The organism is Pseudobacter ginsenosidimutans, assembly GCF_007970185.1.
Classification (GTDB): Bacteria; Bacteroidota; Bacteroidia; order Chitinophagales; family Chitinophagaceae; genus Pseudobacter; species Pseudobacter ginsenosidimutans.
In genome coordinates this window covers 5,291,695-5,307,405 of sequence record NZ_CP042431.1, presented here as the reverse complement: position 1 = coordinate 5,307,405, position 15,711 = coordinate 5,291,695, and the positions used below count along the sequence as shown (strand labels likewise).

Here is a 15,711-nt window from a genome sequence, read left to right as displayed (position 1 = left end):
AAAAGATGTACTTACAAACCGATGAACAAACGATAGAAGATCTGCGGATCTTCGGGAAGCGGGACAGCCAGGGATTATTCGATCTCTACAATCACTCACATACCCGCGGCGCAGAAGCAGTATTGAAAGAAATGTTCACCAAACCATTGTGTGACCAACAGGAGATCAACCGTAGAAGCGATATCATCCGCAATTTTTCGATGATGAATATGCGCTTTCCTTTTGAAGGAGCTTTGTTCGATATGGCAGAGAAATATTTGCTGGCGGCCGATGAACAGAAAAAGCAGGGCACACAACAGGCGGTGTTGAGTGAAAAAGAGATCAGCAATGGCGTAACGGCGCTGATTTCACTGGTGCAACAGATCAAAACTTTCATCGATTCAAAGGAGGTCATAGCCATGAAATCCTGGTCAAAGGAAAGGGAGGCGATTGCCTCCCTCCTCCTCGACCCTGCTTTTGAACCGGTAATGCGGGAACAGGGCAAAGCAAAATTGAGCTATGCAGCCATCACGGCTTACGATCTCCTGTTCCGGCATCGGGAACGAAATAAAATAGAAAAACTGCTGGCGCAGATCTATCAGCTGGATGTTTATCTCTCAGTGGCCAGAGTTGCACAGGAAAGGAAATTCGTATTTCCCAAAGCGTTAGAAAAAGGCACAAGCATTCTCCGGCTCAAAGGTGTGTATCACCCGGAGCTGGCGAAGCCCGTGAGTAATAATTTTACCATGGATGCCGCAAATAACGTGGTGTTTCTCACCGGAGCGAATATGGCGGGAAAATCCACCTTCCTGCGATCCGTGAGTACTGCAGTATATGTGGCGCATATCGGCTTTCCGGTAGCGGCAGAAGAAATGGAGTTCTCCGTACTGGATGGCATTTACACTACCATCAACTTACCGGATAATTTAGGGATTGGCGCCAGCCATTTCTATGCAGAAGTATTGCGGGTGAAGAAAGTGGCGGCAGAGTTGCAGGCCAACAAATCACTGTTTATCATTTTCGATGAAATGTTCCGCGGCACCAATGTGAAAGATGCGCATGAAGCCACGGTGGAGATCACGGTGGCCTTTGCTGCAAAGAAGAATAGTATGTTCATCATCTCTTCCCATATTGTGGAAGCCGGTGAGCGTTTACAGCAGGTCCCATCAATTGGTTTTCAGTACCTGCCTACACGCATGAATGGCAATGTTCCCGAATATACTTACACGTTAGAACGAGGAATTACCGCTGATCGCCACGGTATGATCATTATCCGCAATGAAGGCATCCTTGAGACGCTGAAGCATGGCCGTAAACGGGCTGTACAATAAAACATCGGCGTGGCGCCAGTCGCTCGCCTCCGGCGACATAGTGGGGCTGACTAAAAAGGGTGCCCCCTCACCCGGGTAGGTGATGGAGACAAAAGCTCGATTACGCGATTCTCAGAGCCTTCGTTAACCTTTTTAGTCAGCCCCCAATATAAGTCCCTCGCCGGGAGGCGATCGACTGGGCACACGCTGAATAAATTTAACAACAATGCAATTTTATACAGATAAGCAAACGGTGGAAGAACTGAACCTGTTGGGGAAATTCAGACAGGGCTCGGTATATCACTTGTTCAATGAGGTAAAAACGAGAGGCGGAGAACAGATGCTGGATCAGATGTTCCGCAACCCTTTGCTCGATGCTGACAGTATCAATCAACGCAGTAGTATCTTCCAGTTCTTTCAGCAATCGAACCTGGGTTTTTCCTTCGATGTGCAGCAACTCAATATCATGCGGGAATACCTCGATGCAGGAACGGGAAAGCGTGCATTTGCCATTCTCTGCAGTATGTTCACACAGAAATTACTTAGCAAGCTTACCCGCGATGAACGGTACAAGAAATCTGTGCAGGGATTGCAGGCCACCATCGTTACGTTGAACCGTTGTCATGGGATACTGGAAGTATTACAAAAACTACAAAGCCCGCTGCACAATCGTATCAACCAACTCCTCCAACTGCTTTCTGATAAACAACTGGAGAAGTTACGTACTACAGATATCTATACCGATATTTCTGTAACTACCCTTGCTCAATATGACCACCTGCTGAAAAGCCGCTTCCATGCTGAAATGGAAGAACTGCTGCAGTTCATCTATGAGTTGGATCTCTATATCGCAGTAAGCAGTGTTGCGCGTAAGAAGGGATTCACTTATGCAAAGGCACTGGCTCCTGAACAAAATATACTGCGGGCTGCAAACCTGGCGCATCCCTGTATCGATAAAGCTATCGGCAATGATATTCTCATGAGCGAAAGGCACAATGTTATTTTTCTCACCGGAGCAAATATGGCCGGTAAGAGTACATTAATGAAATCGATCGGCATCGGCCTCTACCTGGCACAGATGGGATTCCCGGTGGCCGCAGAAAGAATGGATTTTTCCGTAAGGGAAGGCTTATACTCGTCTATCAATGTGGCGGATAATATCGGACTTGGCTACAGCCATTTCTATGCAGAAGTGGTACGCGTAAAGCAGGCCGCCAATGCAGCCGCCAGTGGAAAACGCCTGTTACTGATGTTCGATGAACTGTTCAAAGGCACCAATGTAAAAGATGCTTATGATGGAACATTGGCAGTAACAGAAGGATTTGCGGATTACAATGACTGCCTGTTCATTGTATCCACTCATATCATTGAAGTGGGCGAGGCATTGAAGCAAAGAGGGAATATCCATTCCGTATTCATGCCCACCATCATGGAAGGTTCGAAACCCAGGTATACTTACCGGTTACAGGAAGGCGTTACAGAAGATCGTCAGGGTATGATGATCATCAGGAATGAAGGAATACTGGAAATGCTGGAAGGATGATTTTTCAATCCTAAGCTTTCCGCCACATCTTAATATACTTTTTGAAAATAATATTCCCTGATATAGCATCTGCGTGTATCGTTACCACCTTCGCGCCATGTTTGACAGCGGGGATCTTCATCCCTGAAATGCGGATACAGATTGCCTGGATCACATTTATCATCTTCAATACAAGCAAGGCAAAAGTTCCATCGGGCAACTGGTGTACTTCCAGTGGTTGCACTTATGCCGCCGGTTTTAATAAAGAAAGCCCCCTTTTCTTTTTCCGATGCGTATAGCTGGAACAGGAATCTCGTTTTTATTTCCGGGAGGGTATCATTGCTGGTGGCGAAAGAAGTAGGAACAGGCGGATCTGCCGGGTATTTTTCTAAATAGTGTGCGGCTGCTTTTACACTTTTGGCACGATCATCGGTGTAGGTATCCCCGATTTCATCATCTGTCCACTGTAAAGTGCTGGCGGTAGCAGAAAGCGAAAGAAATCGATAACTGCCATCGGACATACGTTGATAGATCCGGTATCCAAACGCCAATGCATAATCCGGGTCGGGCGATACGTACCTCACCTTTTTGACATACCAGACATCTGCTGAATCGATATCTTCAAGCCTGATATGATCGATTGCCGGCAGGCTGCCATTGATGCCGATCACACGGTCTGATGTATAATCGCAGCGTAAGGTAGCCGCAGGTATTGTACATCCGTTAGCCGTACGAATAACATAGCGCCCATCAGGCAGACTCGTATCAGATCCTAACTGCAGGAGCCCAAAGGGATTTTCCAGCTTGGATTGTTTCCCCTTTTTGCACTCGCTGAACAATCCCAATATCACAAATGATAACAGGAAATAAATGATCTTTCTCATACACATCTTATTTATCTATTTGTAGGACTCCCACTCTATGGAAATATTCTTGAACTTTACGGGAAGTCCCTGATCGTTATATTGATAATCTGATTCAGGATAGTTTTGATTGTTTGACGATACAGGACTCCATGAATGAGTTCCCTGGTTCCAGTTGAATTTTTTAGTACCGATTGTCTGAATGGCTTTTTCAGACAGAATAATATTTTCCTGGAATAAAAATGAAAATGGGATGATGTCAAGACCCGTAAACCGGATGCCGCCTGTAGATTTCCCGAAGAAATCAAAGCCCGTTTGTTTCCATCGAATGAAATCCCTGCGGGTATAATAACTAATCATTGCAGCTACAGAGTCCGCTTTCTCCATGACAGCGCCATTCCGGTTCTCTCTGGTGTAGGCAACCTGTTGCAGATTATTCTCTGCATCGTACAAAAAATAATAACGGTGGGACTCCGATACATCACCAGTAAAGTCGAACAGACGCATTAAGGTTAATTGCAGTCGTCCATCGATATCATATTCAAAACGGTAATCACGACCTACAGCTCCGTTGGGAAGATAGCGGAATCCGCCATTGATCCGGTTATTGTTCACGGAGAACAGGTATTTCCAATTGGGGTCGGGATTGCCATTGGCAAAATAGGTCTGCGCCTTGATCTCTACAGCTGAATACACGAGCTGGTAAGTTCCCCCGGAAAATTCAATACGCGTAAGCCTGTTTTCATTATCGTATATAAATGTCTTTTTGTCCCCTCCGTCCAATGTTGTTTTTATCCGGTAAGATGAACCAGGTTGAGGGTTATTGTCCTTATCTTTTTTACAAGACAGAAAAGCGCCTGCAAAGAGTGCAGCGAAAACTGGTATGAGAGCTATTGGTTTCATCATTTTTCCTGTATGGTTATTTGCTATGGTCATTACGGCAATATGATATTGGCTGATACCGGCAGAAACAAATGAATTGATAACGGAGCTTTGTTTCATCATTGGCTGGTATTTTGTCTAAAAATAAAGCGGGTTACAATCAGCCTGTCAAACAAATGAGGGAGTGGTTTTCTGAATGAGAAAACGGTAGCGCTGGTCTATTCAATGTATCCATTCGATAGTGCTGTTCAGGAAAAGCAGGAGCGTGAATAAGGTCCGTGAAAAAGAGAAGCATGGCTGTTTGTCAATTTCTTTGCCAGAGCAGCATAAATTCCGGGCTTGAAGGGAGTGCCCAACAGACGAAACAAGAGATTACTGCTGGCCGGTGGCTTACCGCCCATATCCTTTAAGAGCTGGTTCAGGTAATGTATGAGTTGCGAAACCTGTCTCCTCTTATTGTATTGTTTGGGTTGGTACCTGGTTGACTGATGGGTGGATAATTGTATGCCTCCGCTCAGGTAAGCTGCCATCCAATGCGCCGCGATGATTGCAGTAAGTGTAAAGAAAAGGCTTCCGTTCATGCCAACAAAGCCGATGCTTCCGGAATTGGCAACAGCGATATTGCGATGTAAAGGCCAATAGCTAAAACTGCCCCACTCCATCCCTGTACATATCACCACTGCATCAAACTGCAGTTCCCTGTATTGGTTTTCCTTATCCTTCCTGGCTGATATTTTCCATCCGGAGGCGTTACTATAGACATTCTGAACATTTGTTTGAAAAGAAATGAGTTGGTGCACCCCGGTTTTTAAGGCATAAGCTTCAAGATACTCCTGCATTTCTTCACCATCGGGCCATTCGCCGGAGAGCGGAGGAATATCCGAACCGTAAAAGGTATAGTCTTTTCTTACTGACTGTGCCACTTCGCCAGTATAGTAAGTTCCACGCTCCCATGATTCACCGATGGTGGAGGCTTTTTCAAATACGGTTACTTTGTATCCCTGCTGCTGCATGGCATTTGCCGTTACCAGTCCGCTGATACCCGCGCCAACAACTGCCACTTGTTTCATTTTTGGTTCCATTCAATTTTTTCCGCACCACTAAAAGAAATCAGGTAACCTTCTCCGTTATATTCATAATCTGTTTCAGGCAGCGTGTAGCCGCTTGTATTTTTATACACCCATTTGTTCTGAGCAATGTTCCATTCATATTGGTCCCTTGTAGTTTCTTTCAGCGCATTGACGGAGGGATAGTATGCCTGGAAGGGCAATATAGTAATGGGCGATGAAATACCCAGCCCCTGGTGTGGCAGGCCGGAAGCGGTTTGCCCGAAAAAGCCAAAGCCGACAGCCTGCCAGGTAAATAATTTCTTATTTGTGTAATAGGTCTGTGTTATTACTGCCGAATCGCGCCGCAGTCCCTGGTCGAAATGCAGATAGGTGATCTTACCGGCATTGTTGCCGGTATAGCTGTAAGTGAATATTACCCTGTGCGCTTCCTCGTTAGTGGGCTCGTACACATCCCGGGCTGAGTGTTCGGTAAGCCGCCCTTCATTATCATATCCATAGGAATGGGTAACAATGCGGCTGTTCGCCTTGCTTTCTTTACCCGAAACGATCCGGCCATCCAGCAAGTTGAACTCATAACGCCTGGTGGCAATAGGAGTACCATCCGCTAAATACCACTGCAGCACGGTGCCGGCTGCCTTGTACTCTACCAGTAAATAGTGACTTACTCCATAGTCGATACGTTGCAGTCTCCCCTGCGCATCATAACTGAATACATTATTGATATTGTTTACCACCGCAGCGGATATTTTTTTCTCTTTTCCGTTGCGGTCATTATTTTTTTTGCAGGAGGCAAGGATGGTGAACAATATTATACTATACAGGACGATCTGTTTCATTTTTACTGATTTTTAGTGTAGCTGTTGTCGTAATTATCAATTCAATGGTAGCGCATCAATAATAGGTGTATACCGTTCGCCATTGCACAACAGTATTATCGGCCCTGTCTTCGGTATGATCCTCTACTACAATGCGCCCCTGCTCATCATAGCCATACTGTAATTTCATGATATTGGTGATCTCCCGGAAAGGGTCAACCGATTTTGGCCGCCAGATCTCTGAAATTTTTACAGGACGAGGGCTGTTCTTACCCATAAAACCCATTCCCCTGTTCTCATTGCCGATGGTGTTATTTTGATCGGGATAGTAGGTATACACTGTAGTCTGAAGCCAACGGGTCTGCAGCAATTTGCTTTCAGTTTGCCGCGTGCTGTCCAATAAGCCGGTGGCACTGTTGTAGTAATATTTGTATCGTTTTTGCCATCCGTTACTATTGGGAGGCGACAATTCTTCTACAGGCCGGCCATCGTCGTCGTATTTACGTACTGTTCCTTCCTGGGCTGCCAGCATTCCATTGGGATCCAGCTTCGCAGCTACTTTTTGAACTGCGTTGGTGGCAATCTCCGTTGTTTTGTAAAAAAGGGAATCCCTGGTATAAGAATAGTCGACCCTTACCCAGTCGCCGTTTACCAGTTCCACAATACGTCCCTGTTTATCGTACCGGTAAGACGTGATGTTATTATTGGTCGTTTCAGTTTTTATCATCGGCGCCGGCCAGTTATTGGAGCCACTGCCGTTTTTTTTACAGGCTGCCAATAGCAGGCAGTTCATTACTATCGATGATAGTAGTAGTTGTGTCTTCACTTTCATGGTCAAGATTTTATTTCCATGTAATTTCTATCCCGGTCCTCCATTTGTTCAGCCTTCCTTGTTCATCGTGAAGGTAGTCGTCTTCGGGATAATTGCTACTGCCTTGTGAAAGGCTCCATGCACCGCCATTCCGATAATAACTTTTCCGGGAAGCCCCTTTCATGGCCGCAGCAGAAGGCATGATATCTTCGGATAAGAAATTAATGGGCAGCCTCCAGCCGAAGCCGTTGGGAAAGCCGCCAATGGGCATTTTCCCGAAATATGAAAAGCCTGTATCGTCCCAGGTTATGAATTTCTTATCGTTGTAGTAAGTGAAAACATTAATGATAGAGTCCGTTTTTTCACCAAAGCGGTTGCTTACCTGCAGCAATACGCGCTGCAGCAAATTCCCATCCCAGCTCATGGTAGCTTCTCCCCTGTTCTCCACCTGGTTATTGGCCAATGCAGTCCTGGTAACCTGGGCCTGTATCATTTTACCTTCGTTATCATAGGTATAAAAATGATCGTTCCTGTAAGTGGCATTGTTCTCTTTTACGGAGATGGCCCTGCCATCCACCAGGTTGATCTCAATTCTGTGATCAGTAGGATCACCTGCGCCATCGTACCACTGCAGCACTATGCCGGAGGCGTTATAGCTTGCCTTCATGCGTGACGATACGCTATAATCGATTCCTGCCAGCCGGTTTTGTGCATCGTACTGATAAATATGATTGAAGGTGGAAGTCTTTATGGCTGCAATCCGGTTTTCTTTTTTCGATCTGTCGTTGCTCTCTTTTTTGCAGGAAGCCGCCACCAGCAACATGCATGCAGCAACCGGTATAAAAGTCTTCTTTGTAATTGTAGTGTTCATACGGTTTCTTTTTACTCGTAATAAGTATACGTTGTGTTGCCGCTTTGTCCGCCGGATGTGGTAAAGCCTCTGCTGCTGATCCTCCCCCTGCTATCGTAGGTATAGGTAAAATTGGTTACGCTTACTTTTACCAGATTGCCCTCGGGCCGCCGTGAGGCAACGGATTTAACGGGATGCTGAGATGATTTACCGAAAAAATACCGGCCGAAATTTTCATCGCCAAGACTATTGGCCTTATCGGTATAATACAGGAACACACTGGTTCCGCTCCAGGTATCCCCCACTGTACTGCGAATACTGTCCAGCAGTCCGGTGCTAGCATTGTAGTGGTAGTTTGATTCCCACCGGGGTGTTTGATCATTAAATGTGCGTATCAGGAAATCGTTCCCGTTATATTCGTAAAACCTCTTTTCAGTTTCACCTTCAAATTGCTGGTTACTAACGTATCCTTTTTCATTGAGCGAATAATGGATGATATATGTATGATCGGCTTCAACAATGGTGTGCATTATTTTCCCGGGCTCATACAGATATTCCAGTTTTTTAAAGCCATTGTCAAATTCCGCTTTTACAATATTGTGGGCTGCATTGTAAGTATACAGCATGCTTCCGCCGGCATCAGTTTCAGCTTTTACGCGTAAAGGCATGTTCGGCTGGCCTCCTTCATTTTTTTTGCAGGAGATGATGTACAAACACAGTAATAGTATCTTCAGCAGCTTTTTCTTTTTCATAATATTAAAATTGTGGTTGCCATTATTTCCAGGTAAGATTGTAATTGAAGTATGTGGTAAGCCTGCCCAGTTCATCGAACTTGTAAGGGCTTGTGCTGTTATCGGGATCAGTCCAGTCCCATCCGCTGTATTCCCACTGAACATTGAAGGGGCCAGATGAGTAATCCAGGTATTTTTTTTGTCCTTTCAAAACTTTTAGCGCAGTGGGTGAAGGCAGCAGGTAAGGCACCTGATCGAACGAAGCAATAAACCTGGTGTTCCTGATAAAAGGGAAAGGTTCTATTGCAGGCAGAATGCCTGCAATATCATAGGCAATACCAGCAGGAGCTTTACCAAAATAATCAAAGCCCAGATTGCTGAGACTTACAAATTGTTTATCGGTATGCCAGGTTTTGCTTTGGGTGATTGTGTCGGTTTCCTTAAGCAGATATTGTCCATACATTTTCAGTTCCTGCGTATTGCCCTGGGCAGGGTAAGTATAATAGCAATCGAGTGTTGCGCCAATGCTTCCGTTGGACGATACGGCACGAAAACCGATCTCCGTCATTCTGTTCTGTGCATCATATTCGAAATACGTATCGTAGTAAGAGTTGTCGGGTCGGGTCATGCGGGTGTTTACCACATGATTGTTGAGCAGGGTGAACACGTATTTCTCCCGCTGCGGATCGGGGGCAGCGCCCTTGTAATACCGGGCCGTGATAGTTTGCCCGTTGTAGGAAAAACGCAGGGATGGGCTGCCCATATCACTATAATCAATACGGCTCAGGCGTTTTTGGTCGTCGTATGCAAACGTGGCCGTCAGTACCTCGTCTTTGATGGTTATGGTGGCGATTCGTTGTTCATCGTAATCAGGATCGGGTGCTCCGGAGCCATCTTGTTTGGAGCAGGATGCCAGCAACAGGATAATAACCGGCAGGCATCCATTAAGCAATCGAAAAGAGGGTTGGTGCGCCTTCATATGTTTATGGTTTTCGACAATAAAACTAGCTGCCTCAACCAGTTGCAGCAGCGCCAATGAGGCAATGGCCGCGCCGGGTGATGGGGAGCGGCCACACAATGAGGAAACGGTAACCTGGAATGAGAAAACGGTAACTTTTCTGACAGGCAGTTGTGTACTTTTGTAATATGCCTGTATGATGACGATAATGGTTATATGAAAATCAGCTTCAGAATAATACCATGGATATTATGCCTGCTTCTTTTTATTGGATGCCATCCATCCGGTAAAGACAAGAAAAAAGGCGGTATTGCTATAAAACAACTGGACAGTTTATATATCAGGACAAACGAACTGATCACTACCGGTAAATTTGAACAGGGCATCGTGCTGGTAAGGGAGGGCATCGGCGATGCTGCTGCTGAAAAGAATGATTCGATGCTATCCAGGTTCTACTGGATGGCAAATCTGTATTTTCGATACAAATCTTCTCCGCAAAAAGACAGCCAGCAGTATTATAAAGTACTTGCCGACAAACATGCACAGCTTTCCGGCAACAAAAAGCTTCAGTCATATATATTGAATAACCTGGTTGAAAGTTTGTACTCTTCAAAACAATATGACTCTGCTATCAATTTAAGCACACCGGCCTTTCTGCTGGCCAATGAACTGAAAGACAGCATTGCGCTGCTCGATTTGTATCAGTTGCTCCGCTTATGTTATCACGAAAAAGGAAATCCCGAAATGGAATTTCAATACCTGTCCAGGTCAATGGATATTTACAGCGTCATCAAAAACAGGTTCAATCCGGAAGGTGATGACAAAGAATCAAAGAAAATCCGGTTCCAGTTCATGGTATTGTTATACAGTATGGCCAGTTATCAATATGATCATAATGATTTTGTCAAAAGCCTGGCTTATTATAATGAATTGGAAGCGATGGTTCCTGAAAGAAGAAAACCTCATAATCCATTAATCTATACAGGTAAGGGTAACTGTTATGCAAAACTGGGCAGGCTGGATTCTGCTTACAAATATCTCCGGCTGGCGCTTGAAAGAACAGATACGGGCTGGGTCTTCAGGCGTCACCGCTCCTTCGCAGCGAGAAGCTATGGCATATTACTGGCAGCAAACGGCAACAGAAAGCAGGGCGAACAATACCTGCAGCAAAGCCTCCGCCTGGCACATGAAAGCAAGCTGACAAACCTGGTAACAGAAAGCCAGCTGGCACTGGCTGATTTTTTTATTGACGGCAGGCAATGGCAGGCTGCAAACGGGATACTGCTGGCAGTTGCAAAGGGATTGCCCCCTGCTACTGCACTGGAGCTGAAAATAAAACTATACGGGTCCCTGTACCGGGTGTACAAAGAAAGCGGGCGCTACCCGGAAGCGCTGCATTATTATACACTGGTCAAAGATCATCAGGATTCATTGAATACCGTGAAAGCCATGCGCACCATGGCGGAAACGGATGCCAAATACCAAACAGGTAAAAAGAACCAGCAAATTATTCTGCTGCAAAAAAACAATCGCATCCAGGAGCTGCAATTAACTGAAGCCAGACGCCTGCGTTTATTCTATATTTCAGGGACCCTTTTACTAATGACGCTGTTTGGCCTTGTTTATTATTACCGGCGCAAACTGCAGCGACGCGAACTGGAGCGCGTAAAAAATGAATTGGAATTAAAGGCCCTGCGGACACAAATGAAACCCCATTTTATTTTCAACTGCCTTAATGCCATTCAGGACCTGATCGTAACCAAAGACTATCTGCTGTCATCGCAATACCTCAGTAAGTTTTCGCGACTGCTGCGCATGGTACTGGATATGGCCGATAAGAATTTCATCACCTTGCAGAAGGAGATCGAAATATGCCGGCTATACGTGGCGCTGGAAGCCCTTCGCTTAAAAAATACTTTTGACTATAGCATCACCGTGGATGAGAAACTGGATGTGGATGCCATCCTGTTCCCTACACTGCTGGTTCAGCCCTATATCGAAAATGCCATCTGGCACGGGCTTTCCAATAAGAAAGGAGAAAAGCGCCTGCTGGTGCATTTTGAGGAAGCAGGCGACAGTATACGCTGTACCATTAGCGACAATGGTATTGGGCGCATAGCCGCCGGACAGATAAAAGCAGCCAAAATCGGCGCGGAGCATTTTGAATCGAAGGGCACTATTCTTGCAGAACAAAGAATGGCCATGCTCCGCGAAGGACTGGTAAAAGATGCATTCGTAAGAATAGAAGACCGGTATGATGACAACAACATTGCCACAGGCACCACCGTGATCATAGAAATAGTTCCTTTATAAAAATGCATGCAGATGATAAAGATCCTGATAGTGGATGATGAACCGGCAGCAGCCAATATTTTGCAGGTACTGATACACCATCTCGCTTCATTCGAGAAGGAAGTACTTACCAGCAATTCACCCGAGGAAGCAGTAGACCTCATCGAACGATACCGGCCTTCACTGTTATTGCTGGATGTTGAAATGCCCGCTATGAGCGGTTTTGATCTGCTGAGCCGGATAGACAGTACGGGTATCGATGTGATCTTCACTACGGCCTATGACAAGTATGCCATTAAAGCAATTCGTTTCAGCGCATTGGATTACCTGCTAAAACCTATCGATGCCGAGGAACTGCAAAATGCCATCAACCGGCATATTGCACGCAACAATGATTACGCCGCAGGCCGGCAGAAGCTTGTGGACAACCTGATGAATAATTTGAAAGAAAAATCATCCGCTGCTTTTAAACTGGCGCTTAGCACACAGGATGGCTACTATTTTTGCAGCCCTGCTGAGATAGTACGATGTGAAGGCATCAATAATTACACCCATTTCTATTTTAAAGAAAAGAAGCCATTGCTGATCTCGCGGACACTCAAAGAATTTGAAGATATCCTCAGCGATCACGGGTTTGTACGTGTACATAAAAGCCACCTGGTTAATATCAGTGAAATTGAAAGGCTGGATAAAGAAGGGATATTGTGGCTGAATAACGGTACCGGCATTATCGTGTCCCGGCGCAGAAAGGATCTTATTATCGGCGCTCTCGCTCAATATGGGAAATAGTCAGCAACCAATCCAATACAGAATCCACTTTACACGATTCATTTGCCGTTTGGATAATCCGGAATATTCTTTCCCAGGAACAGATCCCTTTCTATAATGAGCATTCCATTTACGAGTTTGGGTTTCACAATTCCTGATCCCGCCCGGTTTTCAAGCTTGCCTCTTTTGGCTTGCGTCAATAGCGGATCATCATCAAACAGATATTCATCGATGTAGTATTCGTTCTTATCAGGCTCTTTTACGGTAACGTGAATATGCCCGGGCTCACTCCTGTCCGGATAGGTTGCCGGCCTGAAGGTATAGAAAGTATATCTACCATCTTCTCCGGTTTTAATCCATCCCCTGATAAAACCATGTCTTTTTGCCCAACCCGTTTCATTGCCCCTGGTTTGATAAATACCCTGCCGGTTGGTATGATAGATGTAAACGATAACATCCTTTGCGGGTGTTTTCCCGTCCTGCATGAAGACGGTCCCCGATATCTTCATTTGAGGTTGATTGTTTTCAAATTCAGGCAAAGTGTCAACGGGAGTAAGTCTTTTGTTCCCATATTCACGAATTGCTTCGCAGCCTTCGCAGCTGCCTCCAACCAACCTTGCCGTCGCCTGCCTGGTCTGGGCATTGCAGGATGCGCATAACCATACAGCCAACAAGAGGTTCAAGTGAATTGTAATGGACCTGACATTCATAGTTTGTGGTATTTAATAATTGTATGATCACAAAACTATCGCTCCGGAAAGAGGGGAAAATGCCGGATATTGTAAGCTGATGAGTTTACAGGCTAACCTGATGACCTGGCCCGGATCGTTTTTTTGAAACCAGCCGCATATGTTCTGCTTAACCTCACAAGCTCCCCTGTTGTCATTTCCAGATCATAATCGCCGTTTAGCCTTGATCTGAAAGAGCTGACCTTTGTGATGTTCACCAGGGTGGATTTATGCACACGAACAAATACATTGCTGTCCAGTTGCTCAGAAAGAGCTCTCAAAGTTTCCGGGTGCAGGTATTTTCTGTTTTCAAGATGGATATAGATATAGGGAGTAGCTGAAGTGATTTGTATGATCTCATCGATATTCACCACCACATTATCTTTCCCGTTATTGATGATGATGGTGGCTAAAGTGGTATTGTTTTGTGCCTCGTTTATTCTAAGGGGAGTTTTCAGCCAATAGCTGAAACCAAGCACAAAGATCGTATAAACAAGGAACAAGACGGAGAGATGGTTTATCAACGTATAGCTGAAAAACTTGTACAGGTCATACCTGCCACCATAAAACAGCTCCGAGAACATCACAGCTATTAGTGGCAGGCAGAAAAGATGAATCAGGATGGGCGTAACAATGAAAATGGCAGTTTGTGCTGCAGTTTTCAATGAGGCTTTTTGTAATCTGCGATAAAGAAAGGCCAGTATTGGGATAAATAAGGTCCAAACCGTTTTGTACAAGAGAGATTCATCGAAGTAAAAAGTGAAGCCATTCCTTTTTGATTCCAGAAAATCCTGCAACATGGCCAGCCCTGCAACAGACAGGAATAGATTAGAAAGTACGAAAAGGAGTTTTCGCATACTAACGGAAACTCCTGGATCCCCTTGTTTGTTTGTGATGGTACCGGCCATATGAATCGAACTGGTTTTAACTCTTTACATCGGGAGTGGTTGTTTGTTGCGGCTTTGCGGCCCCCAACAGCAGGATGGCAATTTCATTCAGGCCCTTGATAGTAGCGTAATCGATCGCCTTCTGCTCTTTCGCATTTACTACAGTAATATCCGCGCCTTGCTCAAGCAGGTATTTTACCACATCCTTTTTTCCGGCGGAACTGGCATAATGCAAAGCCGTATTACCGGACTCATCCTGTATGTTCACGTTGGCCCCGCGTTCCTGCAGCAGTTTCACCATGCTCAGGTGTCCGTTCTTTGCGGCCACATGCAACAGGCTTTCGCCGCCATAGCTATAGCTGTGATGGAAATTGAAGCTCGCCTCCATAGAAAGATTATTGGCAGTTTCCACCCAGCTTAGGTAGCTATTCATACTTTCTGTACTTCCGGAAACGGGTTGACTGAAATCCGCGCTCACACCATTATCCAGGAACAAGGCCACGATCTCTTTCTGATTTTTGGCACAGGCATACCAGATGGGCGACAATCCTTCTTTGGAAGTGACCAGTACATCCGCACCATGTTGCACCAGCAGGTTGGTGAGTGCGCGGTTGGTATCATAGCAGGCGATCAGCAGTGCGGATTCACCGGCATGGTTTACGTGATTGATATTTGCGCCGTTTTCCAGCAGGAAGGAAACCATTGGCTGGTTCTTTGTACGCACGGCCATCAGCAGTGGTGTATCACCGGCTTTATTGGTGGCATCCACATTGGCGCCCTGGCGAAGAAGCAGATCTGCTATTTCTTTGGAACGGGCAGTAACAGCAATCATGAGCGGTGTTTCAGCTTCATTATTCTCCAGGTTCACGTCCATTCCAAGTTCCAGCAGCCTGGCAACCACTTCGTTTTGGCCGGTTCGGGCAGTGAGGTGCAAGAGGCTGTTGCCCAGGTTGTCGTTTATATCAGTGCGCGCACCTTTATCGATGAGATAAACGGCAGTTTGTTTCTGTTTCTGCAGGCACGCAAAATACAAGGGTGTTTCGCCGCTATGATCTTCATAGTCGATATCAGAGCCAGCTTCTGCCAGCAATTTCACGAGATCGAGATAACCGCGGTGTGCAGCATAATGGATGGCTGTGCGGCCTTTTTCATCGGTATAGGTTACATCCACTTCTTTATTGGCGAGCAGTATTTCAGCAATTTTTCGTTTGCCGCTTTCGCAGGCTATGATAAAAGACATCGACA

General features: G+C 45.6%; 15 protein-coding genes. 4 read left to right on the top strand and 11 right to left on the bottom strand.

Annotated features, from left to right (window positions below; genetic code table 11):
• Window positions 1-5: 5 nt before the first annotated feature.
• Window positions 6-1,310 (top strand): MutS-related protein, encoded by a 1,305-nt coding sequence (locus FSB84_RS20845; RefSeq protein ID WP_130539810.1) that lies wholly within the window; start codon window positions 6-8, stop codon window positions 1,308-1,310.
• 205 nt (window positions 1,311-1,515) lie between these two features.
• Window positions 1,516-2,832: a MutS-related protein gene (locus FSB84_RS20840; protein WP_130539809.1), complete on the top strand. Its 1,317-nt coding sequence runs from the start codon at window positions 1,516-1,518 to the stop codon at window positions 2,830-2,832.
• Window positions 2,833-2,861: 29 nt separating this feature from the next.
• Here FSB84_RS20840 and FSB84_RS20835 read toward each other — a convergent pair whose 3' ends face one another.
• From FSB84_RS20835 to FSB84_RS20800, 8 genes are all read right to left on the bottom strand, one after another.
• Window positions 2,862-3,695 carry a hypothetical protein gene (locus FSB84_RS20835; RefSeq protein WP_130539808.1) on the bottom strand — a complete coding sequence of 278 codons (834 nt, stop codon included), beginning with the start codon at window positions 3,693-3,695 and terminating at the stop codon, window positions 2,862-2,864.
• 15 nt (window positions 3,696-3,710) lie between these two features.
• Window positions 3,711-4,679 carry a hypothetical protein gene (locus tag FSB84_RS20830; RefSeq protein WP_130539807.1) on the bottom strand — a complete coding sequence of 323 codons (969 nt, stop codon included), beginning with the start codon at window positions 4,677-4,679 and terminating at the stop codon, window positions 3,711-3,713.
• Window positions 4,680-4,804: 125 nt separating this feature from the next.
• The gene (locus FSB84_RS20825; protein WP_158644037.1) at window positions 4,805-5,626 is read right to left on the bottom strand and encodes an FAD-dependent oxidoreductase; all 822 of its coding nucleotides are present in this window, start codon (window positions 5,624-5,626) and stop codon (window positions 4,805-4,807) included.
• The gene (locus FSB84_RS20820; protein ID WP_130539805.1) at window positions 5,623-6,462 is read right to left on the bottom strand and encodes a hypothetical protein; all 840 of its coding nucleotides are present in this window, start codon (window positions 6,460-6,462) and stop codon (window positions 5,623-5,625) included. The genes FSB84_RS20825 and FSB84_RS20820 overlap by 4 nt, the downstream gene beginning before the upstream one ends.
• Window positions 6,463-6,517: 55 nt before the next feature.
• Window positions 6,518-7,273 (bottom strand): hypothetical protein, encoded by a 756-nt coding sequence (locus FSB84_RS20815; RefSeq protein ID WP_130539804.1) that lies wholly within the window; start codon window positions 7,271-7,273, stop codon window positions 6,518-6,520.
• Between the two features lie 10 nt (window positions 7,274-7,283).
• Window positions 7,284-8,123 (bottom strand): hypothetical protein, encoded by an 840-nt coding sequence (locus FSB84_RS20810; RefSeq protein WP_130539803.1) that lies wholly within the window; start codon window positions 8,121-8,123, stop codon window positions 7,284-7,286.
• Between the two features lie 11 nt (window positions 8,124-8,134).
• Entirely contained in the window at window positions 8,135-8,854 is a 720-nt protein-coding gene (locus FSB84_RS20805; protein ID WP_130539802.1) for a hypothetical protein, read from the bottom strand.
• 22 nt (window positions 8,855-8,876) lie between these two features.
• On the bottom strand, window positions 8,877-9,812 hold the full coding sequence (locus FSB84_RS20800) for a hypothetical protein (protein WP_130539801.1): 936 nt from the start codon (window positions 9,810-9,812) through the stop codon (window positions 8,877-8,879).
• Window positions 9,813-10,007: 195 nt separating this feature from the next.
• Between FSB84_RS20800 and FSB84_RS20795 the strand changes: the two genes are divergently transcribed.
• Together FSB84_RS20795 and FSB84_RS20790 are read left to right on the top strand one after the other, a co-directional pair.
• On the top strand, window positions 10,008-12,104 hold the full coding sequence (locus FSB84_RS20795; protein WP_130539800.1) for a histidine kinase: 2,097 nt from the start codon (window positions 10,008-10,010) through the stop codon (window positions 12,102-12,104).
• A 12-nt stretch (window positions 12,105-12,116) separates the two neighbouring features.
• A complete protein-coding gene (locus FSB84_RS20790) occupies window positions 12,117-12,872 on the top strand; it encodes a LytR/AlgR family response regulator transcription factor (RefSeq protein WP_158644036.1) in 756 nt (251 codons plus the stop codon).
• A gap of 38 nt (window positions 12,873-12,910) precedes the next feature.
• Here the strand turns inward: FSB84_RS20790 and FSB84_RS20785 are convergent, their stop codons facing one another.
• The 3 genes from FSB84_RS20785 to FSB84_RS20775 form a co-directional block, all read right to left on the bottom strand.
• Window positions 12,911-13,360, bottom strand: a complete 450-nt coding sequence (locus tag FSB84_RS20785; RefSeq protein WP_207234200.1) for a dioxygenase family protein — start codon at window positions 13,358-13,360, stop codon at window positions 12,911-12,913.
• Between the two features lie 293 nt (window positions 13,361-13,653).
• Window positions 13,654-14,436, bottom strand: a complete 783-nt coding sequence (locus tag FSB84_RS20780) for a LytTR family DNA-binding domain-containing protein (RefSeq protein ID WP_158644035.1) — start codon at window positions 14,434-14,436, stop codon at window positions 13,654-13,656.
• A gap of 67 nt (window positions 14,437-14,503) precedes the next feature.
• On the bottom strand, window positions 14,504-15,706 hold the full coding sequence (locus tag FSB84_RS20775) for an ankyrin repeat domain-containing protein (RefSeq protein ID WP_207234199.1): 1,203 nt from the start codon (window positions 15,704-15,706) through the stop codon (window positions 14,504-14,506).
• Window positions 15,707-15,711: the final 5 nt, after the last annotated feature.